Below are 24651 nucleotides of genomic sequence, written 5' to 3' on the forward strand. Positions count from 1 at the left end.
AGAATGTCGGCTCCTATGCCATTGGCAAGGGCGACCTTTCGGCCGGCGGCAACTACACCATCGCCTATACCGGCTCGAACCTCGCCATCACGCCGGCGGCGCTGACGGTGGCGGCGAACGCCGCCTCGAAGGTCTATGGCGCCCTCGACCCGACGCTCGGTTACACGGTGAGCGGCTTCAAGTTCTCCGACAGCGCCGCGCTGCTGACCGGCGGCTTGAGCCGCGATGCCGGCGAGAATGTCGGCTCCTATGCCATTGGCAAGGGCGACCTTTCGGCCGGCGGCAACTACACCATCGCCTATACCGGCTCGGACCTCGCCATCACGCCCGCGGCGCTGACGGTGGCGGCCAATGCTGCCTCGAAGGTCTACGGCAACCTTGATCCGACGCTGGGCTACACGGTGAGCGGCTTCAAGTTCTCCGACGACGAGATGCTTCTGTCTGGAGCCTTGAGCCGCGCAGCGGGCGAGAACGTCGGCAATTACGCCATCGGCCAAGGCACCGTGTCGGCCGGCGACAACTACACGATCGCCTACACCGGCGCCAACCTCACCATCACCCCGGCGACGCTGATGGTCGCGGCTAACGCGGCCTCGAAGGTCTACGGCAACCTCGATCCGACGCTGGGCTACACGGCGAGCGGCTTCAAGTTCTCCGACGACGAGACGCTTCTGTCTGGAGCCTTGAGCCGCGCAGCGGGCGAGAACGTCGGCAATTACGCCATCGACCAAGGCACCTTGTCGGCCGGGGGCAACTATACGATCGCCTATGCCGACGCCGACCTTGCCATCACGCCGCGGGCGATCACCGTGACGGCGGACGACCATAGCCGCTTGCAGGGCCAGCCCGATCCGGCGCTGACGTGGACGGTGACCGGCGGCAGCCTGGCTTCCTTCGACACCGTCGCCGGTGTGTTCGGCGGGAACCTCGTACGCGATCAGGGCGAAGCGGCCGGGACCTATGCCGTTAACCAGGGTTCTCTCGGCACCAATTCGAACTACGCCCTGACCTTCGTCGCGGGCACCTTCACTATCGAGCCCGCTCAGGTCGCGGCGCAATACACCAACGCGCAGGTGCTCGAACGGCAGGGCGACCGGAGCGCGCCGCCGTTCCTGTCGCCGCTGCTCCTGTCGTCCCTGCTCCTGCCCGAGGCTGTCGATGGTGGTGCGACCGGAACATGCTCCACGGGTGTCCTCGGTCCGGAATGCGTTGCTTTCACCCATCCCGCCAATCGTGATCTTGGCCCCTACATGCGCGTGACGGAATAGGACCGCGAAATGGTGAAGATCAATATCAAGGGCGCATTGGTACGCGCCCTGGCGGCAAGGCTCGCGACGTTCCTTTTCCTGCCCGCTCTGTCCCTGCCGGCCTTCGGGCAGTCGGCGCTGGAGCGCAACCTTCCCGAGCAGACGGCGCCGAGGCCAGCAACCGTTTCGGTGGGAGAGGAGGACTATGGCAAGGGCGACGATACTCCCCTGGGTGTCACTGTCGCCGGGGTGCGGCTGATCGGCCAGGACGAGGCAGTGCAGACCGCTGCCCCCCGTGGTGTCACCGTTGGCACCGTGCCCGGCATCGCGCCCCAGGCCGCTATTGCGGCGCTTTCGCTGTTTGTCGGCAAGCCCCTGACGAAAGCGCTGATCGTGAGCATGCAGCGCGAACTGGCGGGCGTGTGGCGCAAGGCCGGTTTCCCCTTCGTCTCGGTGACCGTGCCACCACAGGAGATCACGTCCGGCGTGCTCACCTTGCGCGTCGTAGAGTTCCATGCCGGAAAGATCGCCGTCGAGGGGATGGCGGTCGAGCGCAATCTTGCCGGGCACGTCAGGCTGGTGCCGGGCGATCGCATCGACGCAGACGCGCTGGAAGAAGATCTCGGTTGGCTCAACCGCAACCCATATCGTCACGTCGAAGGCGCGTTCGCGCCGGGCGACGCCCTCGGCGCCAGCGACTTCACCCTGAAGGTGACCGAGGACAAGCCGTGGTCCGTCTTCGCCGAATACGCCAACACCGGCAGCGAGGCGACCGGCCGTGATCGCTGGTCGGTGGGCGGCGGAGCCTGGATCCCCGAACTGAACGATATGACCGTCTCCTATCGCTTCACCCGCTCGGGAGAGTTCTGGCACGATGGCGGTTTCGGCTCGCTCGACATTGCGCGACCGGGCTATCTCAGCCATGCCGCGCGCATCGATCTTCCGACATGGCCGCGCCAGGCCCTGTCGATCGCGCCGAACTTCGTCGAGACCAATGAAGTGATCGGGGGCACACCGTTCTCCTTCGACAACAGAACCTTCGAACTGCCAATCCTCTATAGAGGTGCGCTCTCAAACCTTTTGCCCGGCCGCCACTGGGGCGATGTCTATTTCGGCGTTGAACCCAAATGGGTAAAGCGCACCACCGCCTTTGGCGGCAATGAGGTTGCCAGCGGCACAGCTGGCCTGTTCAACATCGTGCTGGGCTGGGCTGGCGAATTCAGCGATGCCCATGGCAACACCACGATCGACGCCCGCATCAAGGCCAATCCCGGCGGCGTGGTGGGCAACAATACCAGCGCCGACTGGGCAGCCTTCACCGGTGGCCGTGTCACCGACGCGACCTATGTGATCGGTGGCCTCGACATCACGCGCAGGACAAGGCTGCCGCATGACTTCTTCTGGGTCAGCCAGCTTTCGGGATTGATCTCGAATCAAGCGCTGCCTGACACCGAGCGGATTAGCCCCGGCGGTTATTATGCCGTTCGCGGCTACAACATAGACGACCGGGGAGCCGATACAGGCTTTGTGTGGCGCAACGAACTGCGTCTGCCAGCCTTTTCGTTGCTGGAAAAGGCTGGAATGGGATTGGCCGACGGTGTTTCTCCTTTTGCCCTCGTCGATTTCGGTCATGGCTACGACTTTGCCGCCCATGGCCATCCGACGCTTGCCAGCACCGGCTTCGGCCTGGATTACGCAATTGGCCGCGGTTTCCTGGCCAACTTCACCGGCGCCGTCGCGCTGAATGATGCGGGGCAAACCCGATCGGGCGATTGGACTTTCAACGCCAACCTGCGCATCGCCTATTGATTTGCAGGCAGCGGCAATCTCCGTCGATGGACTTTGAGGCCCTTCAAACGCCTTCCTTGCCGATCGAATAGCAACCAACCTTTGGGTCTGATCGCCTAACCAGCTGAGTTTCCTGTGTTTTTCGTGGTGATCCCGACAGGAATCGAACCTGTGACCTACAGATTAGGAATCTGCCGCTCTATCCTACTGAGCTACGGGACCACGCGGCCAGACACATAGCCGCTTCGGATCGTTTCGCCAAGGGGCCGGCCGCATGCAATTCGGCCGGCTCCTTGCGCGGCGGGCCTCAGGCGGCCAGCGCGGTTTCCGCCAGTTTCACCCAGTAGCTCATGCCGTGCGGGATGGCTTCATCGTTGAAATCGTAGGCTGGGTTGTGAAGACCGGCTGTGTCGCCATTGCCGATGAAGATGAAGGCGCCGGGGCGGGCTTCCAGCATGTAGGAAAAATCCTCGCCGCCCATCACCGGCTGGATGCCGCGGTGGACATGGCTGTCGCCCGCGACATCGGCCGCCACGTCGCTGGCAAACACCGTCTCTTCGGCGTGGTTGAAGGTGACGGGATAATTTGCCTGGTAGTCCACTTCGATCCTGGCGCCGAACGCGGTCGCCAGTCCGTCGCAGATCGCGCGGATGCGCTCTTCGGATTTCTTGGCGATCTCCTTGCGCAAGGTGCGCACGGTGCCGGCGATCTCGGCCGATTCGGGAATGATGTTGTAGGCGTCGCCGGCATGGAATTTGGTCACCGATACCACCACGGCCTCGACCGGATCGGTACTGCGCGAGGCGATCGTCTGCAGCGCCCCGACCAGTTGGCTGGCGATGACGATCGGGTCGATCGTGCCATGCGGCATCGCGGCGTGGCCGCCGCGGCCTTTCACGGTGATGGTGAATTCGGCCGTCGCCGCCATGATCGGGCCCGGCCGGATGGCGAACTGGCCGACAGGCAGGCCCGGCATGTTGTGCATGCCGAACACTTTTGCGATGTCGAAGCGCTCCATCATGCCGTCCTTGACCATTTCGTTGCCACCGCCGCCGCCTTCCTCCGCCGGCTGGAAGATCACCGCCACGGAGCCGGCGAAATTGCGCGTCTCGGCGAGATATTTGGCGGCGCCCAGCAGCATCGCCGTGTGGCCGTCATGGCCGCAGGCGTGCATCTTGCCGGGAACGGTCGATGCATAGGCCTTGCCAGTGATCTCGTTGAGCGGCAGCGCGTCCATGTCGGCGCGCAGGCCGATGGTGGCGCCTTCGCCCTGGCGGCCGCGGATGATGCCAACGACGCCGGTCTTGCCGAGGCCGGTGACCACATCGTCACAACCGAACTCCGTCAGCTTTTCAGTGACGAAGGCGGCCGTCTTGAAGACGTCGAAATTGAGCTCCGGCGTCTGGTGCAGATGCCGACGCCAGCCGGCAACTTCGTCCTGCATTTCAGCGGCGCGGTTCAGGATTGGCATGATGGTTCCATTTCGTGGTTGGAGCAGCCAGGCTTCAGCCTGGTGTCTTGCAACTGGGCCCAGTGTTCTGCAATTGTGCCCGTTTTGCAATTGTGCCGGGTGTTTTGCAATTGTGATTGTCGGGTGCTTTGCCATGTTGGCGTCACATAGGGTAAATAGCACCGCAACGATGCGGTCCGTTTTTTGAGGGACGGACTCCTTATGCTGGCGGTCACGTAACGAAATCTTACGGAGCCAGGGGCGATCAGGGCAAGAGGCGATTTCGGATTCGATCATGCGGCACAGGCATTTCCTCAAACTATTCCCGGCTGGCGCAGTCGTGCTGTCGGTCCTGGTCGGGCCGGCGCTGGCCAATCCGGTGGTGGTCTTCGACCTGAAGAACGGCCAGATCCTGCAGCATCAGGATGCGTTCAAGCGCTGGTATCCGGCCTCGCTCAGCAAGCTGATGACCGCCTATGTGACCTTCCGGGCGATCGCGGCCGGCGAAGTCCAGCTTGATTCGCCGATCAAGGTGACCAAGCACTCCGCCGGCGAGCCGCCGAGCAAGATGGGTTTCAAGCCGGGCTCGGTGATGCGGCTGGACAATGCGCTGAAGATGATGCTGGTCAAATCGGCCAACGACATCGCCATGGCGGTCGGCGAGAATGTCGGCGGCTCGCAGGCCGCCTTCGCCGAGAGGATGAATGCCGAGGCGGCCCGGCTCGGCATGAACGGCACCCATTTCGTCAATCCGAACGGCCTCTACTCGCCCGACCAGTACACCACGGCACGCGACCTTTCGGTGCTGGTGATGGCGATCCGCCGCGAGTTCCCGCAATATGCGCCGTGGTTCTCCATCGAAGGGCTTGCGGTCGGCAAGAAGGCGATCCCGAACTACAACCTCCTGATCGGCCGCTATCCCGGCGCCGATGGCATGAAGACAGGCTTTGTCTGCCCCTCCGGCTTCAACATGATCGGTTCGGCGACGCGCAATGGGCGCACGCTGGTCGCGGTTGTGCTTGGCGAGAAATCGGCGGTCAGCCGTGCCGAGACCGCGGCAAGACTGCTCGACCAGGGATTTGACACGCAAGCCGCCGGCTCGGCCACTGTCGCCACCCTGGCGCCCTACGGTGACACGGTCTCGCCCAACGACATGCATGACGAGGTCTGCAAGAAAAAGACGCCTGAGGAGCAGTCCGAGGCGCCGCCGGCCGCCGCCGCCAAGGACGTGCCGAAATCGCCCTACCAGAAGAAGCTCGACCACGTGCCGACGCTTGTCGCCGTCGGCCTCGGCGGCGCCACAGGTCCGGCGCCGAAGGCGATGCTCGACCAGGGCGGCCAGGAATATGCCGACGTGCCGATTCCGAGCTGGCGGCCGGATCGGCCGGCGCCAACCGGCGCCGGTCCGGCCGTTGCCGGTTCCGCCGCGCAAGGCGATCAGCCGGCCAAGGTCGCGAACTAACCTGATGAGCGGATTCCCGATCCCTGTCTCGGTGCTGACCGGCTTCCTTGGAGCCGGCAAGACGACATTGCTCAACCGGCTCCTGAAAGATCCGGCGCTGGCCGATACGGCGGTCATCATCAACGAGTATGGCGAGGTGGCGATCGATCATCTGCTGGTGGAGCAGGCTTCCGACGGCATCATCCAGCTTTCGGACGGCTGCCTGTGCTGCACAGTGCGCGGCGAACTGGTCGACACGCTGGCCGACCTCGTCGACCGGCTGCAGACCGGCCGCATCGGCCGGCTTGCCCGCGTCATCGTCGAGACCACGGGCCTTGCCGACCCGGCGCCGGTGCTGCAGTCGATCATGGCGCATCCGGCGCTCGTCCAGGCCTTCAGGCTCGACGGCGTCATCACGCTGGTCGACGCGGTCAACGGCAATGCCACGCTCGATGCCCATGTCGAGGCGGTCAAGCAGGTTGCCGTCGCCGACCGCATCGTGCTCAGCAAGGTCGACCTGGCGACCGATGCCGGCGATCTCGACACGCTGCGGACGCGCCTGCGGCAGATCAATCCGGGCGCCGAACTGCTTGATGCCGGCAATTCAGCAACAGGCGTGGCGGCGCTGTTTGATTGCGGCCTCTATAATCCCGCCACCAAATCCGCCGACGTGCGGCGCTGGCTCGGCGAGGAAGCGGCGCATGACCATGGCCACGGCCACCACCATGACGGTCATGACCACGGGCATAACCACGATCATGATCACGGCCATCGCCACGATCAGCGCGTGCGCTCCTATTCGCTCGTCCATGATGGTCCGGTGCCGTTTTCAGCCATAGAAATGTTCCTCGATCTCTTGCGTTCGACGCATGGCGAGAAGCTGCTGCGAATGAAGGGCGTGATCGAGCTCAGGGAAGATCCGTCACGCCCGCTGGTCATCCACGGCGTGCAGAAGATCCTGCATCCGCCGGCGCGCCTGCCGGCCTGGCCCGACGGCCAGCGTGGCACACGGCTGGTGCTGATCACGCTCGATATGCCGGAAGACTATGTGCGACGGCTGTTCGCCGCCTTCACCGACCAGCCGTCGATCGACACGCCGGATCGGGCGGCGCTGGAAAACAATCCGCTGGCGATCGCCGGGCTTTGAATTGCTACGATCGCTGTTCGCCGCGCACGATCAGGAAGCGATGACCACCGGAAACGGCCGACGTTTCCACCAGATGATGGCCGCTGTCGGCACAGAATGCCGGTATGTCGATGACGGCCAGCGGATCGGTGGTCTCGAGCCAGAGTCGACTGCCCGGCTCCATCCCTGCCAGGCGCTTTTTCGCCTTGAGCACGGGAAGCGGGCAGTTCAGGCCCTTCAGGTCATAGATGGCGGTATCCACCAAGATCAAGCTCAGCCGCCGAACATGCCGAGCAGCTTGTTCTTCAGCTTTGTCACCCGGCTTTCATCAGCGCTTGCGGCCTGCGTTTCGGTGACCGGCGCGGCATCCGTGGGGGCCGCGATGGTGGCGGTGGCGACGGGAGCCTCCTTGGCGGCCTTGGCAGCTTCCTTTGCAGCAACGGCTTGCGCCTTGGCCGCTTCCTTTTCGGCCAGCGCCTGCGCCTTTGCGGCTTCCTTGGCCTGCTTGGCGGCCTCTATGGCGGCGAGCCGCTGCTCCTCGGCCTTCTGCTTGGCGGCTTTCTCGGCATCCAATGCCGCCATCTTGCGGCCGGCCGGCGAATCGATGCGACCCATGCGCGCCGTCTCGGTTACCGAGCCGTCGGAATTGAGCGACGGCGGATCGATCGGCACGCGCTCGCCGCGCGCCCGTCGCTTCGACCAGTCGGAGACGATGCTGGCTTCCTTGATGCCGGCAATGGTCGGCTTGGGCGGCGGCACGCTTGCCCTGAGCGCGCTGTTGAAGGCAGCGTCATAGGTGCTCTGGTAGGCGTTGTAGGCGCTCTTCAGCGAATCCGGCTGGGTGGTCGCCGGGCACGGCCCGGTCGGATCGAATGTCTGGCCGTCGGCGGCGACCTGGTTGAAGACGTAGCGCTTTTCGCAGACGTCGACCTTCGGGGGCACCTTGGTGATCTCGAAATTGTCGTAACCGACCTTCAGCATCTTCCAGAATTCATAGTTCGGGTCATTGCGATAACGCGCCATATTGGCGGCGGTCATGCGGAACGGGAAAGCCTGGATCTGGAATTCGGTCTGGCCGCCCTGGAAGGCGTCGCGGCCGAAGGCATAGATCTGCTCGATCTGCGCGTCGGTCATCGAGTAGCAGCCCGACGACGAGCAGGCGCCGTGCACCATCAGGTTCTGACCCGTGCGACCGTTGGCGCGGTCATAGGCGTTGGGAAAGCCTATGTTGAAGGACAGGTGATAGTTCGACCTGGGATTCATCTGCGACGGACGCACCGTGTAGAAGCCCTCCGGCGCCTGGCGGTCGCCCTCGGTGTATTTGGGCCCGAGCTTGCCCGACCATTTGCAGATGTCATAGGAAGCGACGAGACCGTAGCGGCCGTCTGTCTTGGCCTTCCAAATCTCCAGCTTGCCCTCTTCCTTGAAGATGCGCGCCATCACCGAAGAGGTGCGCACCATGCCCTTGGCCCTCATGTCGGCCAGGATTTTGTCCGGCAGCGGCTTGTTGGCTTCCGGGGCAAAGTCCTTCATCGACGAATCATTGCAGCCGGCTACGACTATCGAGGTGATGAGGACTCCGGTGCGGGCGAGCTTGGCAAACATGGATACGGCTATGTCTTTTCCCTCGGGCCAATGGCTTCAAAATGCCGGGCCCGCATGCTGAACACCCACGGACCGTAAGCCCGTTAACCTTGAAAATTCCTTACCGCAAGCCTCGGCCAACGCCTCACAGCAATTTCATTGAACCGAATGCGACGGCATTTTTGTGGCGGAATCGTGCCTTCCCGCCACTTTGCGGTGTCGGTGTCCATCGTGACCAGTCGCTAGAGGCTGCGGCCCATGGCCAGGTATTTCTCGCGGCGCTGTTCGCGGAAGTCGGTGTTGGCGCCGGCGAATTCCTTCATCGTCTTGGCGATGAGGTCGCCGGTCGCGGCAATCACTGTTTCGGGGGCGCGCTGGGCGCCACCCATCGGCTCGGGGATGATGGCGTCGATGATCTTCAGTTCCAGGAGATCCTGCGCGGTGATCTTCATGTTGGTCGCCGCGTCCTTGGACCGCGTGGTGTCGCGCCACAGGATCGAGGCGGCGCCCTCCGGAGAAATCACCGAATAGATGGCGTGCTCGAGCATGTAGACGCGGTTGGCGGTGGCGATGGCGATGGCGCCGCCCGAACCGCCTTCGCCGATGACCACCGAGATCGACGGTACTTTCAGCGCAAGGCAGGCCGAGGTCGAACGGGCAATGGCTTCGGCTTGGCCGCGCTCCTCGGCACCGACGCCGGGATAGGCGCCCGCCGTGTCGACCAGCGTCAGGAGCGGAATCTTGAAGCGGTCGGCGAGTTCCATCAGCCGCACGGCCTTGCGATAGCCCTCGGGACGTACCGAGCCGAAATTGTGCTTCAGGCGGCTTGTCGTGTCGGAGCCCTTTTCCTGGCCGATGATCGCGACTGGCTCGCCGCGGAAGCGGGCAAAGCCGCCGACAATCGCCTGGTCCTCGCCGAAATTGCGGTCGCCGGCGAGCGGCGTGAAGTCGCTGAACAGGCCTTTGATGTAGTCGACGCAGTGCGGCCTGTCGGAATGGCGCGCCACCTGCACCTTCTGCCACGGCGTCAGTGCCTTGTAGAGATCGCGCAGCGCGTCGCGCGATCGCTTCTCGAGCCTGGTGATCTCATCGGCGACATCGACCGCCTCGCCGTTCTCGGCAAGCTTTTTGAGCTCAAGGATCTTGAGTTCAAGATCCTGCACCGGCTTTTCGAAATCGAGGTAATTGTACATGCTTGAGCGGACCGATACGTCGGAAGGCAAGGACCGCGGAACCCTTGAAACCAGGGTCCCGGGCGGTGAAATGTCGTCCTCACATAGCGATATGAGGCCTAGTCGGCAAGCGGATGATGATCGTTGACCAGCCGCACCAGCCGCTCCTCCAGCACATGGGTGTAAATCTGTGTCGTCGATATGTCGGCATGACCGAGCAGCTGCTGCACCGCCCTGAGATCGGCGCCATTCTGCAGGAGATGGCTGGCGAAAGCATGGCGCAGCACATGCGGCGATATCTTGCCCGAAGCGATGCCGGCCCGCGCCGCCAGTCCTTTGAGGTCGCGGGCAAAGACCTGGCGCGAGAGGTAGCCGCTGTCCGATGCGGCCGGAAACAGGAACGGGCTGTCGGCGAAGGCCGGCACCCCGGCCCGGGCGGCCAGCCAGGTCCGCATCGCCGCGCGCGCCTTGGCCGACAGCGGCACCATGCGCTCCTTGTCGCCCTTGCCGCGCACCATGAAGAAACGGTCGTCGCGCCGCGCCACCGTCACCGGCAGGCCGACAAGTTCGGACACGCGCAGGCCCGTGGCGTAAAGCACCTCGACCAGCGCATGCAGGCGCAGGGCCGCCAGCCTGTCGCTATAGCCCAGCCCGGCATCGCCGGCTTCGGTCGCGGCGCGGTCGATCAGCCGGCCGGTCTCGGCCTCGCTCATCGTCTTGGGCAGCGGCCGACCTTTTTTCGGGCTGTCCAGCGTGCCGGTCGGGTCGTCGCCGCGCAGACCCTCGGCATAAAGGAATTTGAAGAACTGGCGGATCGCCGACAGTTTGCGCGCTTGCGAGGTCGGCGCGAAGCCGCGCGCGGCGATGTCGTCGAGATAGGCGCGGATATCGGCGGCTGTCGCACCGGCAAGCCCGCCATCGATCTCGCGCGAAGCGTCTTCGAGGTCGCGCCGGTAGGAGGAAAGCGTGTTTTCGGCAGCGCCCCGCTCGGCGCTCATCATTTCCAGGAAGGCCTCGATGCGGGCGGCGCTGTTCATCCTAGGGATCAGTTTCTCGGGTCAATTCTTCTTGGGATTCAGCTTGTCCGGGGGGATGCGCACGCTCATCTCCGCTTTTTTCGGCTCGACGAACATCACCAGTGCGAACATCGTACCATAGGCAATGCCGGCCAGAATCGCGAGGGTCACGACAAAGCGAAACAGTGTCGGCATCAATTTTCGCTCGTCTTCTTGTTCTGCGTTTCCAAACCCTGTGCCCTTATGGGACGCCAATCCGGCCAATTCAAGGAAGAAGCGGAGGCCTGTTAGCAACTTCTGATGCAGGCCCCATCCGCCCATATCGGGCTCCGGGCGCTCGGCACGCTTGACGCAAACCGGCTTTTCATGTCGATACGCCGGCAAAGAGGGCCCAAGAAACAGCTGATGAACGCGCACCAGGCAAATCCTCCAGGCGAGACCCATGCCGCGCTGCTTGGCCGGCTGGGCGGCAGGTCCATTGTCTTTGTCGGCCTGATGGGCGCCGGCAAGACGGCGATCGGCCGCAAGGTGTCGACCATGCTTTCGCTGCCCTTCATCGATAGCGACCAGGAGATTGAAAGCGTTTCGCGCATGACTGTGCCGGAGCTGTTCGAGCGCTATGGCGAGACCGAGTTCAGGGCGCTGGAGCAGCGTGTCATCCTGCGCGTGCTGGAAAATGGCCCGCAGGTTCTGTCGACCGGCGGCGGCGCCTTCATGAACGCGCAGACGCGCGAGGCCATCGCGGCCCATGGCGTGTCGGTGTGGCTGAAGGCCGACCTCGACCTTCTGATGGAACGGGTCTCCAAGAAGCAGAACCGGCCGCTGCTGAAGAGCGCCGATCCCCGCGCCGTGCTGGAGCGGCTGATGGGGGAGCGCTATCCGGTTTATGCGACCGCTGATGTCACCGTGCCGACCCGCGACGACCGCAAGGAGATCATCGCCGCCGAGGTGCTGGCCGCGCTGTGCCGGCATTTCGGCATCGAGGAAATCGCAGCGACGGGCGAGGTCGAATCGTGAGCGTGCCCGTCACCGTCGAAGTCGGACTTGGCGACCGGGCCTACGACATATTGATCGGTTCCGGTCTTCTGTCGCGCGCCGGTGAGGAGATTTCTCGCCGGCTGCCGGGCACGCGCGCCGCAGTCGTCACCGACGAGAATGTCGCCGCCGCGCATCTCGATACGCTGAAGGCCGGGCTTGAGAAGGGCGGCATCCAGCCCACCGTCATCACAATGCCACCCGGCGAGAAAACCAAGAGCTTCGCCCATCTCGAAGAGGTGGTCGATGGCGTTCTGGCAGCCAGGCTGGAGCGCGGCGACGTCGTCATCGCGCTTGGCGGCGGCGTGATCGGCGATCTCACCGGTTTTGCCGCCGGCATCGTGCGGCGCGGCATGAATTTCGTGCAGATCCCGACCTCGCTGCTGGCGCAGGTCGATTCCTCGGTCGGCGGCAAGACCGGCATCAACAGCCCGCGTGGCAAGAACCTTGTCGGCGTCTTCCTGCAGCCCAAGCTGGTGCTGGCCGACACTGAAGTGCTCGACACGCTGCCGATCCGCGAATTCCGCGCCGGCTATGCCGAACTCGCCAAATACGGGCTGATCGACCGGCCGGAATTTTTCGCCTGGCTGGAAGCGAACTGGAGACAAGTTTTCGCCGGCGGGCCGCAGAGGGCACAGGCGATTGCCGAGGCCTGCCGGGCCAAGGCCGATGTCGTCGCGCGCGACGAGTTCGAGACCGGCGACCGCGCGCTGCTCAATCTCGGGCACACGTTCGGTCACGCGCTCGAAGCCGCCACGCAGTATGATGGAGCCCGCCTCGTCCATGGCGAGGGGGTCGCCATCGGCATGGCGCTGGCGCATCGGTTCTCCTCGCGACTCAATCTGGCCAGTCCCGACGACGCGGCGCGCGTCGAGACGCATCTGCGCGCCGTCGGCCTGCCGTGGCGGATGTCCGATATTCCAGGTGACTTGCCCGATGCCGAGGCGCTGCTTTCCTTCATCGGCCAGGACAAGAAGGTATCGCGCGGGGCGCTGACCTTCATCCTGACGCGCGGTGTCGGCCAGGCCTTCATCGCCAAGGACGTGCCTGCTTCGGAAGTGCTGTCCTTCCTGAGGGAAAACCATCCCCCCAGCCGGAAAGCCGGCTGAGATGGACAACGAGACGGGCTGGATCGTCGTCGCCGTCCTGGCCATCGTCATCCTGCTGGTCGTTGCCGTGCGCACGCGTCTTCTCGCAATGTTCGGCTATGAGCTGTCGCGGATCGAGCCGCAGCGGTCGAGCCAGGACGAATTGCGTGGCGCGGTGGACGATTTCCGCCGCGACGGCCAGGTGGTGCGCGAGGACCGCGACCGAGTCGGCGGCCTGTTCGATCTCGAAGAGCTCGAAGTCTCCGATATCATGGTGCACCGCACCAACATGCGATCGGTGAATGCCGACAATGCGCCGGAAGCGGTTGTGCGCGAGATCCTGCAGAGCCCACACACGCGCATGCCGTTGTGGAAGGGCTCGCTCGACAATATCGTCGGCGTGCTGCACGCCAAGGATCTGTTGCGCGCGCTGAACGAAGTCGGCAATGATTTTTCCAGGATCGACGTGATGAAGATCGCCTCGAAACCCTGGTTCGTGCCCGACACCACGACGCTGCAGGAGCAGCTCAACGCCTTCCTGCGCCGCAAGGCGCATTTCGCCATCGTCGTCGACGAATATGGCGAGGTCGAGGGACTGGTGACCCTGGAGGACATCATCGAGGAGATCGTTGGCGAAATCGCCGACGAGCACGATGTCGACATACAGGGCGTCAAGCAGGAGGCGGACGGCTCCGTTGTCGTCGACGGCACGGTGCCGATCCGCGACCTGAACCGGGCGCTCGACTGGAACCTGCCAGACGAGGAGGCGACCACCATCGCCGGCCTCGTCATCCATGAGACACAGTCGATACCAGAGGAGAAGCAGGCCTTCACCTTTCACGGCAAGCGCTTCATCGTCATGAAGCGCGACAAGAACCGGATCGCCAGGATCAGGATCAGGCCGGTCGCATAGCACCGCGGCAGGCCACGTTACCGATCCTTCATTGGAACTTCGCGTCGTCCCGGTGCATTTTGCGCCGGGCGGTCAGGAGAAGATGATGATCGATCGGCGAACCCTGTTTTTGGCCTCGATGGCGGCTTTTCTGCCGGCCACGGCATTCGCGCGCCAATCCTCGCTCTCTCCCAAAACCTTCGATTACGGGCCGGCCAAGCTCGACATCTACGCGCCCGACGGCGCGAACGGACTGCCAGTCGTCTTTTTCGTCCACGGCGGCGCCTGGGAATTCGGCAAACGCAGCCAGGTGGGCGCCAAGCCGGCATTCCTGCTCGCCAACGGTTTCTGCTTCGTTTCGATCGACTACCGCATGCTGCCCGAGGCCGATGTCGCCACCCAGGCCGCCGATGTGGAAAAGGCCTATGCCTATGTCAGGGCCAACATCGCCGGGCATGGCGGCGATCCCAAGCGCATTGTCGGCATGGGCCATTCGGCGGGTTGCCATCTGATTGCCTTGACCGGCATGCGCGGCGGGCTGCCCGGCGTCGCCGGCCTGCTCCTTGACGACACCAGGGCCTATGACCTGGCGGCGCTCGAGAAAAATGGCGGCATGGTGCGGGCCTATGCGCGGGTCTTTTCCGATCGCTCGCAATGGGCGGCACTCTCGCCGGCCAGCTATGTCGACGGCCGCAAGCATCCGCCGACCTTCATCGCCTATTCGCGCGCCGAGGGCCGTGGCGAGGAGTCCAAGGCCTTTGCCGAGCGCCTGCGCGCCACGGGTACCGAGGTGACGCTGTTCGACGGCAGTGCCTATACGCATATGTCGATCAACCGCGATTTCGGCGAGGATGGTGACGCGCTGACCGCCGCCGCCCTGGCATTCCTGAAATCCGCGGCCGGCTGATCGCCGGCGACTTCCGCTCGTCCACTCCGGCAACTGGATCATGCCAAAAGCGGCGGCGGGATATTGCCGCGCGGACATCCACGGGTGCAATTGCTCCATCTGTTTGACGCAATCCGCAGCGCTACGCGCCTTTCCCGGGATTGCTCCTGACCGCGAATGGGAGAAAATTGCATGAATGGTGCCGATGTGCTGTGCGACGTGCTGCTGGCCAATGATGTGACGGTCTGCTTCGCCAATCCGGGCACCTCCGAGATGCATTTCGTTGCCGCGCTCGACCGCAAGCCGCAGATGCGTTGCGTGCTTGGCCTGTTCGAGGGCGTCGTGACGGGGGCGGCCGACGGCTATGCGCGCATGACCGACCGTCCGGCCGCGACTCTGCTGCATACTGGTCCGGGCCTGGCCAATGGGCTGGCCAACATGCACAATGCGCGCCGTGCCAGGACGCCAATGATTAACATCGTCGGCGACCATGCTTCCTACCACCTGCCCCTCGACGCGCCGCTCACCAGTGACATTGAAGGCCTTGCGGCGCCGATGTCCAACTGGGTGCGCCGGATCGAAGGACCAGCGGATGTCCAGCCGGCCACGGAAGCCGCCTTCCGCGCCTCGCTGACGCCGCCGGGGGTCACCACGCTGATCCTGCCGGCTGATGCTGCCTGGGGCGACGCCAACCCTGCCTCGCCGGGCAAGGTCGTGCTTTCTCCGCCGGCGGTCGACATGGATGCCGTGCGCGAGGCTGCCGCCGCGATCCGTGCCGCGCCGGGGCGGGTCGGCATGATCGTCCGCGGGCGTGCGGCGCGGGCCGATGCGCTCGAGATCGCCGGCCAGATCTCGACAGCCTGCGATGTCCGCCTGTTCAGTGAGGTGCTGATCGCGCGCATGCAGCGCGGTCGAGGGCGCGTGGCACCGACCCGCATTCCCTATCCGATCGATGCGGCGACGACGTTGCTGATGGATATCGATGTCCTGGTGCTGGTCGGCGGCAGCGAGCCGGTCGCCTTCTTCGCCTATCCGGGAAAACCGGGGCGGCTAGTTCGCGACGACTGCCAGGTGCTGACACTGGCCGCCCATGGCGATGATCTGCAGGCGGCGCTCGGAGCGCTTCGTGATGAACTCAGTGTCAAGCCGTCGCAGCAGACGGTGTTCGCGACCGCCTTTCCCGACGGGGCAGCGCCGCGCGGCCAACTCACGGAAGACGCCATCGCGCTGTCGGTAGCGCGCAAGCTTCCGGCCAATGCGATCGTCTGCGACGAGGCGGTCACTTCGGCCAGGCGTTTCTTCGCGCTATCGGCCTTTGCCGCGCCGCACGACTACATGATGGGCACCGGCGGATCGATCGGCGGCGGCATTCCGATGGCGACCGGAGCGGCCATCGCCTGTCCCGACCGCAAGGTGATCAACCTGGAGGCCGATGGCAGCGGCATGTACACGGTGCAGGGGCTGTGGACGCAGGCGCGGGAAAATCTCGACGTGGTGACGATCGTCTTTTCCAACCGCACCTACGCGATCCTGCATGGCGAGATGAAGAATGTCGGCGTCAACGCGATCGGCGAGAACGCCAGGCGCATGCTCGACCTCGACCATCCCGCGCTGGACTGGGTGTCGCTGGCCAAGGGCATGGGGGTGGAGGCGGCGCGCGCCGACACATGCGAGCGGTTCGACGCGCTTCTGGACAGTGCCCTGTCGCGGCGCGGCCCGTTCCTGATCGAAGCCGTGATCTGATTGTCCAACCGATGGGCGGGCGGGTCCGACCTACCAGCGCGTCTTCTCACCGGGCGCTGCCGGTTCGATCGCCAGCGCGTGCACGCCGGCCTTCAGTTCATCGGCCAGCAGTTCGTTGACGGCGCGGTGGCGGTCGATGCGGCTCATGCCGGTAAAGGCGGTTGAGACGACGCGGACGCGAAAATGCGTCTCGCCGGTGCCGTCATAGGTGCCATGATGGTCGGAGCCGTGGTGGTGGTGGCCGGCGTGGAGATGACTTTCGTTGATGATGACCAGCCGGTCCGGCGAAAATGCCTTGTTGAGCTTGTCTTCCATGGTTGCCTGTATGGACATTGCCGTCTCCCTTCACCACATATGGCTGGCGTACCAGCCCTGGGGCCGCTGTTTCGCAACTAAATCCGCCATTCGCCTGCATTAAGCCGCGATTCAGCGGTTAGGGCGATGATCGCGAAAATGTCAATTCTTGTTTCGCATCTGCGAACGCCCCATAAATGGGTGAGATGAAGCCGTATCCCAAATATTTCGAGAAGATTCGCGTCCGCCCGGACAAGGACGCGGAGCTGAAGTCGCACTCGCCGATCTGCCAGTGGGACGGCTGCAAGGAGCCGGGCACCCATCGCGCGCCGGTCGGACGCATGAAGGAGGGCGAGTATTTCCGCTTCTGCTTCGACCATGTGCGCGAGTACAACAAGGGCTTCAACTATTTCTCCGGCGTGCCGGATACCGAGGTGGCGCGCTTCCAGAAGGAAGCGATGACCGGCCACCGGCCGACCTGGAAGATGGGCGTCAACGGCGCCTCGACGCGCACCTCTCCCGGGATGGCGTCGCCCGATATGGCGCAGATGCGCTCCGGCCGCGCCGGCTACTACAACCGCATGCGCGACCCGTTCGACCTGTTCAAGGGACCGAAGGATCCGCGCGAGGCGCGCGAGCGCAAGGCCAAGCCGCTTGAGGCCAAGGCGCTGGAAACGCTTGGCCTTGATACAAAGGCGACTGGCAAGGATATCAAGGCGCGCTATAAGGAACTGGTGAAGCGTCACCATCCGGATGCGAATGGTGGCGACAGAGGTTCGGAAGACCGGTTCCGCGATGTGCTGCAAGCCTATCGCGTGCTCAAACAGGCGGGCCTGTGCTGAGCGACCCTATGGTTTGTGTCGTTTTCCAACTTTCATAAGGTTGGAAAAGGCTTTAAGACCGCCCCCGAACAAAATCGATTGCCGGCGAAACGGGACGTTTCGCCCGTGGAGACGTTGAGAGATATGAACAAGGTCGATCGCGACATCGCCAACCTGCCCGACACGACGGTGTCGGTTAAGGAGAAATTCGGCTTCGACTCCAAGATGGTGGTGCCGGCCTATTCGGTGACATCAGAACATGTGCCTGACGTCGATCCGGACTATCTGTTCGACAAGGCAACGACGCTGGCGATCCTCGCCGGCTTTGCCTACAACCGCCGCGTCATGGTGTCGGGCTATCACGGCACCGGCAAGTCGACCCATATCGAACAGGTCGCGGCCCGCCTCAACTGGCCCTGCGTGCGCGTCAACCTCGACAGCCATGTCAGCCGTATCGATCTCGTCGGCAAGGACGCGATCGTCGTCAAGGACGGGCTGCAGGTCACCGAATTCCGCGACGGCATCCTGCCCTGGGCCTACCAGCACAATGTCGCGCTCTGCTTCGACGAATATGACGCCGGCCGCCCGGATGTGATGTTCGTCATCCAGCGCGTGCTGGAATCCTCGGGCCGGCTGACGCTGCTCGACCAGAGCCGGGTCATCCGCCCGCATCCGGCGTTCCGCCTGTTCTCGACCGCCAACACGGTCGGCCTCGGCGACACCACCGGCCTCTATCACGGCACGCAGCAGATCAACCAGGCGCAGATGGACCGCTGGTCGATCGTCACCACGCTGAACTACCTGCCGCACGACAATGAAGTGAACATCGTGCTGGCAAAGGCCAAGCACTATCGCGACGGCAAGGGCAAGGACATCGTCAACAAGATGGTGCGCGTCGCCGACATGACGCGCTCGGCCTTCATCAATGGCGATCTGTCGACCGTGATGAGCCCGCGTACGGTCATCACCTGGGCCGAGAACGCCGAGATCTTCGGCAATATCGGCATGGCGTTCCGGCTGACCTTCCTCAACAAGTGCGACGAGCTCGAGCGCTCGGTGGTGGCCGAGTTCTATCAGCGCGCCTTCGGCGAGGATCTGCCCGAGAGTGCCGCCAACGTGGTGCTGGGCTAAGCAGAGCCTCGATGGCGGGTCCGGGCGACAACACGCGCAACAAGTCCAAGACGGGGTCTGAAGCCGACAGCTTCAAGCGCGCCGTCACCGTCTGCATGCGCGCCATTGCCGGCGACAAGGACATGGAAGTCGGCTTCGCCAAGGATCGGCCGGCGCTTGCCGGCAGCCGCGCGCGTTTGCCGGAACTGCCCAAAAAGGCCTCGAAGACCGATATCGCGATCACCCGCGGGCTCGGCGATTCCATGGCGCTGAAGCGCGCCTGCCACGATGCGCGCATCCACACCAAGCTGGCGCCGGAAGGCAAGGCGGCACGCGCTATCTATGACGCGGTCGAGCAGGCCCGCGTCGAGGCGATCGGCAGCCGCGCCATGCAGGGCGTCGCCGACAATATCGGCTCGATGCTGGAGGATAAATACGCCAAGGCCAACCTCGTCGACGTCAAGGACAAGGCCGATGCGCCGATCGAGGAAGCGCTGGCGCTGATGGTGCGCGAGAAGCTGACCGGCCGGCCGGTCCCGAAGAGCGGCGAGCGGCTGGTCGAACTCTGGCGGCCCTGGGTCGAGGAGAAGGCCAAGGCCGACCTCGACGGGCTGTCGGCCAAGCTCGACGACCAGCAGGCCTTCGCCCGCGTCGTGCGCGAAATGCTCGCCTCCATGGAAATGGCCGAGGAACTCGGCGACGACCAGGAGACGGAAGACTCCGAGGACAATGACGACAACCAGCCGCAAGGCGAGGAGCAGAGCGAGGAGGGCGGCGAAGAGGATTCCGGCTCCGAGCAGTCGCAGTCCGAGGATGCCGAGGCTTCGGCCGATGACGAGCAGTCGTCGGAAACCGAAGCCTCCGACGCCACCGCCGACGACCTGTCCGACGATGACGACGCCGATGCCGAGACCCCCGGTGAGGCTAGGCGCAACGACAATCCCTTCACCAATCTGCCGAAGGAAATCGACTACAAGGTCTACACCACCGCTTTCGACGAGACGGTCGGCGCCGAGGAGCTTTGCGAAGAGGAAGAGCTCGACCGGCTGCGCGCCTTCCTCGACAAGCAACTGGCCAATCTGTCGGGCGTGGTCGGGCGGCTCGCCAACCGTCTGCAACGCCGGCTGATGGCGCAGCAGAACCGGTCCTGGGATTTCGACCTGGAAGAGGGGTACCTCGATCCGGCGCGGCTGGTGCGCGTCGTCATCGACCCGATGCAGCCGCTGTCCTTCAAGCAGGAACGCGACACCAAATTCCGCGACACGGTTGTGACGCTGGTGCTCGACAATTCGGGCTCGATGCGCGGCCGGCCGATCACTGTCGCCGCCACCTGCGCCGACATATTGGCGCGCACGCTGGAACGCTGCGGTGTCTCGGTCGAGATCCTCGGCTTCACCACGCGGGCGTGGAAGGGCGGGCAGGCGCGCGAGAAGTGGCTGAAGGACGGCAAGCCGCCGAACCCCGGCCGCCTAAACGATCTGCGCCACATCATCTACAAGTCCGCCGACCATCCGTGGCGGCGGGCACGGCGCAATCTCGGCCTGATGATGCGCGAAGGCCTGCTCAAGGAAAACATCGACGGCGAGGCGCTGCTGTGGGCGCACAACCGGCTGATCGCCCGGCCAGAACAGCGCAAGATCCTGATGATGATCTCTGACGGCGCGCCGGTCGACGATTCGACGCTGTCGGTCAATCCGGGCAATTACCTTGAGCGGCACCTGCGCGCTGTCATCGAACTGATCGAGACGCGCTCGCCGGTGGAATTGCTCGCCATCGGCATCGGCCATGACGTCACGCGCTATTACCGCCGCGCCGTCACCATCGTCGATGCGGAGGAACTGGCCGGCGCCATGACCGAGCAGCTGGCCTCGCTGTTTGCCGAAGAAAGCGTACGCGACACGCGGCGCGGCGGCATGCGGCGCGCCGGATGATCCTTTCGCGGGGCGGGTTTCGGCAGACGCTTTTCGCTGCCATCGCCATGCTTGCCGGCGTGGCTTCGGCGCCAGCCGGTGCGGCTGGGCCGGCCCCGGTTGAGCCCATCGAGATTTCGGCCCGCCCGATCACCGAATTCCGCATTGGCCGGGCCGACAGGCAGTTCGGTCCGCTCGAATTCGTCGGCGGGCTGGAAATGACCTCGAAATCGCGCGATCTCGGCGCGCTGTCTGCCTTCCGCTTTCTGAAAGCGGGCAGCGATTTCATCGGCGTGGCCGACACCGGCTACTGGTTCTTCGGCACGGTGGCTCGTGATACCGACAGGCGACCCGTGGCCATCCAGAACTTCCGCATGCAGCAGATGGTCGACCAGGGCGGGCAGCCGATCGACGAGAAATGGGAAGTCGACGCCGAGGGCCTTGCGGTCAAGGATGGCATCGCCACGGTCGGTTTCGAGCGCAACCACCGCGTATCCCAGTTTAGGATCGACCCGACCAATATGAAGGCGCCATACCGGCAACTCGATTTCCAGGTGCCGGCGCGGGAGTTGCGCCAGAACCGCGGCTTCGAGACGGTCGCCCATGCCAATGCCAATGGCCAGCACGAAGGCGGTCTGGTCGTGGTCTCGGAAAAGAGCCTGGACAAGGCCGGCAATATCTATGCCGCTATCATCGAAGGGCCGCGCAAGGGCGTCTTCACCGTCAAGCGCAACGACGATTTCGACATCACCGATGGCGCCTTCCTGCCGGATGGCGACCTCTTGCTGCTGGAACGCAGTTTCACCATGGCGGGCGGGCTCAAGATGCGGCTAAGGCGCATCCATGGCGAGAGCGTCGAGAAGGGCGCCGTCGCCGACGGGCCGGTGCTGCTGGACGCCGACATGGGCTACCAGATCGACAATATGGAAGGTCTCGACGTCTGGACCCGCGATGACGGCGCGCTGATGGTGTCGCTGATCTCCGATGACAACCACTCGATCCTGCAGCGCAACCTCTACCTGGAATTCGTCCTCCACCAGGATTGAGCGCGGCCATACACGGCTTTTCGCTCACCCTCAGATGAGGCGGGCCCAGGCTTTTCGCCTGTACTGATCTGCGGCCGTTGCCGCTCGTTCTTCCTCGCGTCCTCGCCGCAACCTTCCGCTTTCGGGGCGTGGGAGGGTGTCAGGCTTTGTCAAGATACTTAAGTCAAGACTTGACAATTGCCGCCGCCAGGGCAATACTCAAGTCCATGCTTAACTATTCCGAGATCGACAGCATCCTTCGCGCTCTTGTCGAGCCGACCCGTCGCCAGATCCTGGAACGGTTGAGCCGCGGACCCGCCACCGTCAGTCAGCTGGCGGAGCCGTTCGGCATGACGTTTGCCGCCGTGCTGCAGCATCTGCAGGCGCTGGAAGCCTGCGGGCTGATCCGCAGTGAAAAGATCGGGCGGGTGCGCACCTGCCGGATCGAACCGGGTGGGCTTGCCCCGCTCGCCGACTGGATTGCCGAACGCCGCATACCGGCGGAACGCCACCTCGACCGGCTCGGTGAAATTCTGGCCGAGACGGACCAACCGCCTCCGAAAAACCAGGAACAGCAAAAGGACGAGAAGCAATGAACCAGATCGCCCCCGTGAAGGACGAGCATTCCGTCATCCACTCCACATTCACCATCGAGCGGACCTACCCGCAATCGCCGGCCAAAGTCTTCCATGCTTTTGCCGACAAGGCGACGGTGCGGCGCTGGCGGGTCGAAGGCGACGGTTTTACAATCGCCGAATTCAGCTTCGATTTCCGTGTCGGCGGTGGCGAGGTGTCGCGCTTCAGTTATGGCGGCGGCCCGGAGGTCAGGCTCGACGCCCAGTTCCAGGACATCGTTCCGGACCAGCGCATCGTGTTTTCCTACCGGATGGCGATCGGGCCGCAACCAATGTCGGTGTCGCTGACCACCGTCGAGCTGACGCCTACAGGCGATGGCACAAGGCTAACCTATACCGAGCAGGGCGCCGTCTTCGATGGTGTCGATTCCGCCAAGGGGCGGGAGGAGGGGACGCGCGGGCTGCTGGAGGCCCTTGCAGCGGAACTTCAGAGGTCAAAAACCTGACGCGGCGTGACGACGGCTTTGGTCAGGAGCCGTTGGCGGCGATCCAGATGACATGGCGCGCGCCACGCTTGCCGTTGGCGCGCGTGTTGACCTCCTCGACAGCGAAACCCGCCTGCTTGAGCCGCCGCGTGAAACCTGTATCCGGCCCCTGCGACCACACCGCCAACACGCCGCCTGGTTTGAGAGCACTGCGCGCGGCGCCAAGGCCCGCGAGGCTGTAGAGGGCGTCATTGCCCTTGTGGACGATGCCTTCGGGGCCATTGTCGACATCGAGCAGGATCGCGTCCCAGGCCGCTGGCCCGGACCGTATCGAGTGCCCGACATCGGTCTCCTGGACGGTGACGCGGGGATCGTCGAGACAACCGCCAAACACGTCCGCCATCGGGCCGCGCGCCCAGGCGACCACGGCGGGCACCAGTTCGGCGACAGTGACGCTGGCATCCTTGCCGAGTTCGGCAAGAGCAGCGCGCAGCGTGAAACCCATGCCAAGGCCGCCGATGAGGATCCTCGGCTGCCGATGGCCCGAAATCCTCTGGCATGACAGTTTCGCCAGCGCTTCCTCTGAGCCGCTGAGGCGGCTGTTCATCAGCTCGTTGGTGCCGAGCATGATCGAGAATTCGCTGCCGCGCCGCTTGAGGCGAAGTTCCTGCGCGCCGTCCGGAGTCTTCGCCGAATCGAGCTGGATCCAAGGTATCATGGGCTTTGTCTGACCATGATCTTTTCCGAAAACCGGTGGCCACCTTCCAGGAGCATGGTCTAAGCCGCCACCGCCGGCTGGCTCCAGCGGGCGGCGAGCAGCCGGTAGGGGATAAGCGCGACCACGGCAATGATCAATTTCACCGAAAGATCGCCCAGCGCCCAGGAAACCCAGCGCATGGCCTCGATATGGAAGACGCCCATCAGCGGCGCCGTTTCGAGCGCAAAGCTATCGTTCGGGCCAGCAAAGGCGAAGGCGGCCGAGAAAGCGACGGTGAAGAAGACCATCGTGTCGAACACCGATCCGACCAGCGTGCCGACGATCGGCGCCCGCCACCAGCTTTGCCGGCGCAGCCGGTTGAACACGGTCACGTCAAGCAATTGCGCGGACAGGAACGCCGCGCCTGAAGCAGCGGCGATGCGCGCCAGCCGGTCCGCGGCGGTCTCGAATTCGATCAGGCCATGGCGGAACAGGAAGGGCGGGACGAGGATCGAGCAGACCACCGCCGTCATGAAGCCGACAAAGACGATCCGGCGCGCCACGGCAGGCCCGTAGCGGCGGTTGGCGAGGTCGGTGACGAGGAACGAGAAGGGATAGGTGAAAGCGCCCCAGGTAAGCAGGTCCGCCAGCGACAGGCCGCCGATCTGGCCCTGCATCGGGAACTGCACCAGAATGTTCGACGCCACGACGACAAGCGCCATGGCGGCCACGAAGGGCAAATATCGCGAGAAGGAAGTCATTTTTTTATCCTGGGTAATGGAACCAGCGGAGCATCTGCCCATCGGGCGGTGCTCGCTTCGTAGCTGAGCATCGGATTGTCGAACCTTGCGGATCCATCCGACGCCCGCGGCCAACGAAATCTTGGCCAGAGGCCAACAAGAGGTCGGCCAGGGCGGTCGTCCCCCGCCTTTATCCGACGTTACGCGGCAGCCTGCTCGGCAAGCTTCTTGGCGATCTGCTTCTTCAGCAGGCGCGCGCGCTGCGACAATTCCTTGGCATCGGCCTTGGCCAGGAAGGCATCGAGGCCGCCGCGATGTTCGACCGAACGCAGCGCGTTGGCCGAGATGCGCAGGCGCACATTCTGGTTCAGCGCTTCCGAGATCAGCGTCACATTGACGAGGTTCGGCAGGAAGCGACGCTTGGTCTTGTTGTTGGCGTGGCTCACATTGTTGCCGGTCTGGACTGCCTTGGCAGTGAGTTCGCAGGTGCGGGACATAATTCTAACCTTCAGTTCTCTCGGGACCT

25 protein-coding genes and 1 tRNA gene are annotated in these 24651 nt (G+C 64.1%); 15 read left to right on the forward strand and 11 right to left on the reverse strand.

The window, feature by feature from the left end:
• Window positions 1-1268, forward strand: a 1268-nt coding sequence (locus AC07SZ_RS14475; RefSeq protein WP_494914773.1) for an MBG domain-containing protein, incomplete at its 5' end; no start/stop codon positions are given.
• A gap of 9 nt (window positions 1269-1277) precedes the next feature.
• Window positions 1278-3056 (forward strand): ShlB/FhaC/HecB family hemolysin secretion/activation protein, encoded by a 1779-nt coding sequence (locus AC07SZ_RS14480; protein WP_494914774.1) that lies wholly within the window; start codon window positions 1278-1280, stop codon window positions 3054-3056.
• Window positions 3057-3180: 124 nt separating this feature from the next.
• Here the strand turns inward: AC07SZ_RS14480 and AC07SZ_RS14485 are convergent.
• Window positions 3181-3257 (reverse strand) — tRNA-Arg (locus AC07SZ_RS14485).
• A gap of 85 nt (window positions 3258-3342) precedes the next feature.
• Window positions 3343-4506 (reverse strand): M20 aminoacylase family protein, encoded by a 1164-nt coding sequence (locus AC07SZ_RS14490; protein WP_494914776.1) that lies wholly within the window; start codon window positions 4504-4506, stop codon window positions 3343-3345.
• A gap of 274 nt (window positions 4507-4780) precedes the next feature.
• Between AC07SZ_RS14490 and AC07SZ_RS14495 the strand changes: the two genes are divergently transcribed.
• Both AC07SZ_RS14495 and AC07SZ_RS14500 read left to right on the forward strand, forming a co-directional pair.
• A complete protein-coding gene (locus AC07SZ_RS14495) occupies window positions 4781-5947 on the forward strand; it encodes a serine hydrolase (protein ID WP_494914777.1) in 1167 nt (388 codons plus the stop codon).
• Window positions 5948-5951: 4 nt separating this feature from the next.
• Window positions 5952-7073 carry a CobW family GTP-binding protein gene (locus AC07SZ_RS14500; RefSeq protein WP_172372024.1) on the forward strand — a complete coding sequence of 374 codons (1122 nt, stop codon included), beginning with the start codon at window positions 5952-5954 and terminating at the stop codon, window positions 7071-7073.
• A 4-nt stretch (window positions 7074-7077) separates the two neighbouring features.
• Here AC07SZ_RS14500 and AC07SZ_RS14505 read toward each other — a convergent pair whose 3' ends face one another.
• The 5 genes from AC07SZ_RS14505 to AC07SZ_RS14525 all read right to left on the reverse strand — a co-directional run bounded on the left by AC07SZ_RS14505 (window position 7078) and on the right by AC07SZ_RS14525 (window position 11019).
• Window positions 7078-7320 carry a sulfurtransferase TusA family protein gene (locus AC07SZ_RS14505; protein WP_172375021.1) on the reverse strand — a complete coding sequence of 81 codons (243 nt, stop codon included), beginning with the start codon at window positions 7318-7320 and terminating at the stop codon, window positions 7078-7080.
• A 5-nt stretch (window positions 7321-7325) separates the two neighbouring features.
• Window positions 7326-8657 (reverse strand): L,D-transpeptidase family protein, encoded by a 1332-nt coding sequence (locus AC07SZ_RS14510; protein WP_172372025.1) that lies wholly within the window; start codon window positions 8655-8657, stop codon window positions 7326-7328.
• A gap of 221 nt (window positions 8658-8878) precedes the next feature.
• Window positions 8879-9829: an acetyl-CoA carboxylase carboxyltransferase subunit alpha gene (locus AC07SZ_RS14515; protein WP_056575990.1), complete on the reverse strand. Its 951-nt coding sequence runs from the start codon at window positions 9827-9829 to the stop codon at window positions 8879-8881.
• 98 nt (window positions 9830-9927) lie between these two features.
• A complete protein-coding gene (locus tag AC07SZ_RS14520) occupies window positions 9928-10845 on the reverse strand; it encodes a site-specific tyrosine recombinase XerD (protein WP_494914778.1) in 918 nt (305 codons plus the stop codon).
• A 21-nt stretch (window positions 10846-10866) separates the two neighbouring features.
• On the reverse strand, window positions 10867-11019 hold the full coding sequence (locus AC07SZ_RS14525; protein ID WP_056575994.1) for a hypothetical protein: 153 nt from the start codon (window positions 11017-11019) through the stop codon (window positions 10867-10869).
• 210 nt (window positions 11020-11229) lie between these two features.
• Between AC07SZ_RS14525 and AC07SZ_RS14530 the strand changes: the two genes are divergently transcribed.
• The 5 genes from AC07SZ_RS14530 to AC07SZ_RS14550 all read left to right on the forward strand — a co-directional run bounded on the left by AC07SZ_RS14530 (window position 11230) and on the right by AC07SZ_RS14550 (window position 16468).
• Window positions 11230-11841: a shikimate kinase gene (locus AC07SZ_RS14530; RefSeq protein ID WP_172372027.1), complete on the forward strand. Its 612-nt coding sequence runs from the start codon at window positions 11230-11232 to the stop codon at window positions 11839-11841.
• A complete protein-coding gene (gene aroB, locus AC07SZ_RS14535; protein ID WP_494914780.1) occupies window positions 11838-12968 on the forward strand; it encodes a 3-dehydroquinate synthase in 1131 nt (376 codons plus the stop codon). Before AC07SZ_RS14530 ends, aroB begins: the two co-directional genes overlap by 4 nt.
• Window position 12969: 1 nt before the next feature.
• The gene (locus AC07SZ_RS14540; protein WP_140772411.1) at window positions 12970-13860 is read left to right on the forward strand and encodes an HlyC/CorC family transporter; all 891 of its coding nucleotides are present in this window, start codon (window positions 12970-12972) and stop codon (window positions 13858-13860) included.
• An 85-nt stretch (window positions 13861-13945) separates the two neighbouring features.
• A complete protein-coding gene (locus AC07SZ_RS14545; protein WP_056576572.1) occupies window positions 13946-14746 on the forward strand; it encodes an alpha/beta hydrolase in 801 nt (266 codons plus the stop codon).
• 171 nt (window positions 14747-14917) lie between these two features.
• Entirely contained in the window at window positions 14918-16468 is a 1551-nt protein-coding gene (locus tag AC07SZ_RS14550) for an acetolactate synthase large subunit (RefSeq protein ID WP_172372032.1), read from the forward strand.
• Between the two features lie 30 nt (window positions 16469-16498).
• Here the strand turns inward: AC07SZ_RS14550 and AC07SZ_RS14555 are convergent, their stop codons facing one another.
• A complete protein-coding gene (locus AC07SZ_RS14555) occupies window positions 16499-16801 on the reverse strand; it encodes a BolA family protein (RefSeq protein ID WP_056575999.1) in 303 nt (100 codons plus the stop codon).
• Between the two features lie 158 nt (window positions 16802-16959).
• On the opposite strand from AC07SZ_RS14555, the gene AC07SZ_RS14560 reads away from it, so the two are divergent.
• From AC07SZ_RS14560 to AC07SZ_RS14585, 6 genes are all read left to right on the forward strand, one after another.
• Window positions 16960-17604 carry a J domain-containing protein gene (locus AC07SZ_RS14560; RefSeq protein WP_056576000.1) on the forward strand — a complete coding sequence of 215 codons (645 nt, stop codon included), beginning with the start codon at window positions 16960-16962 and terminating at the stop codon, window positions 17602-17604.
• Window positions 17605-17727: 123 nt separating this feature from the next.
• Window positions 17728-18714 (forward strand): cobaltochelatase subunit CobS, encoded by a 987-nt coding sequence (gene cobS, locus AC07SZ_RS14565; RefSeq protein ID WP_056576002.1) that lies wholly within the window; start codon window positions 17728-17730, stop codon window positions 18712-18714.
• Between the two features lie 11 nt (window positions 18715-18725).
• Window positions 18726-20624, forward strand: coding sequence for a cobaltochelatase subunit CobT (cobT, locus tag AC07SZ_RS14570; RefSeq protein WP_056576004.1), 1899 nt, complete (start codon window positions 18726-18728; stop codon window positions 20622-20624).
• Complete coding sequence (locus AC07SZ_RS14575; RefSeq protein WP_494914782.1) at window positions 20621-21649, forward strand: esterase-like activity of phytase family protein; 1029 nt, start codon at window positions 20621-20623, stop codon at window positions 21647-21649. The genes cobT and AC07SZ_RS14575 overlap by 4 nt, the downstream gene beginning before the upstream one ends.
• 206 nt (window positions 21650-21855) lie before the next feature.
• Window positions 21856-22224 (forward strand): ArsR/SmtB family transcription factor, encoded by a 369-nt coding sequence (locus AC07SZ_RS14580; RefSeq protein ID WP_172375025.1) that lies wholly within the window; start codon window positions 21856-21858, stop codon window positions 22222-22224.
• Window positions 22221-22709 (forward strand): SRPBCC family protein, encoded by a 489-nt coding sequence (locus tag AC07SZ_RS14585; RefSeq protein WP_494914784.1) that lies wholly within the window; start codon window positions 22221-22223, stop codon window positions 22707-22709. The genes AC07SZ_RS14580 and AC07SZ_RS14585 overlap by 4 nt, the downstream gene beginning before the upstream one ends.
• A 22-nt stretch (window positions 22710-22731) precedes the next feature.
• Here the strand turns inward: AC07SZ_RS14585 and AC07SZ_RS14590 are convergent, their stop codons facing one another.
• The 3 genes from AC07SZ_RS14590 to rpmB form a co-directional block, all read right to left on the reverse strand.
• Window positions 22732-23406 (reverse strand): spermidine synthase, encoded by a 675-nt coding sequence (locus tag AC07SZ_RS14590; RefSeq protein ID WP_172372039.1) that lies wholly within the window; start codon window positions 23404-23406, stop codon window positions 22732-22734.
• A gap of 59 nt (window positions 23407-23465) precedes the next feature.
• The gene (locus tag AC07SZ_RS14595) at window positions 23466-24146 is read right to left on the reverse strand and encodes a queuosine precursor transporter (protein ID WP_172348375.1); all 681 of its coding nucleotides are present in this window, start codon (window positions 24144-24146) and stop codon (window positions 23466-23468) included.
• A gap of 179 nt (window positions 24147-24325) precedes the next feature.
• Entirely contained in the window at window positions 24326-24622 is a 297-nt protein-coding gene (gene rpmB / locus AC07SZ_RS14600) for a 50S ribosomal protein L28 (RefSeq protein ID WP_056576014.1), read from the reverse strand.
• Window positions 24623-24651 lie beyond the last annotated feature (29 nt).

It is taken from the genome of Mesorhizobium sp. GW821-FHT07A06 (genome assembly GCF_059419085.1).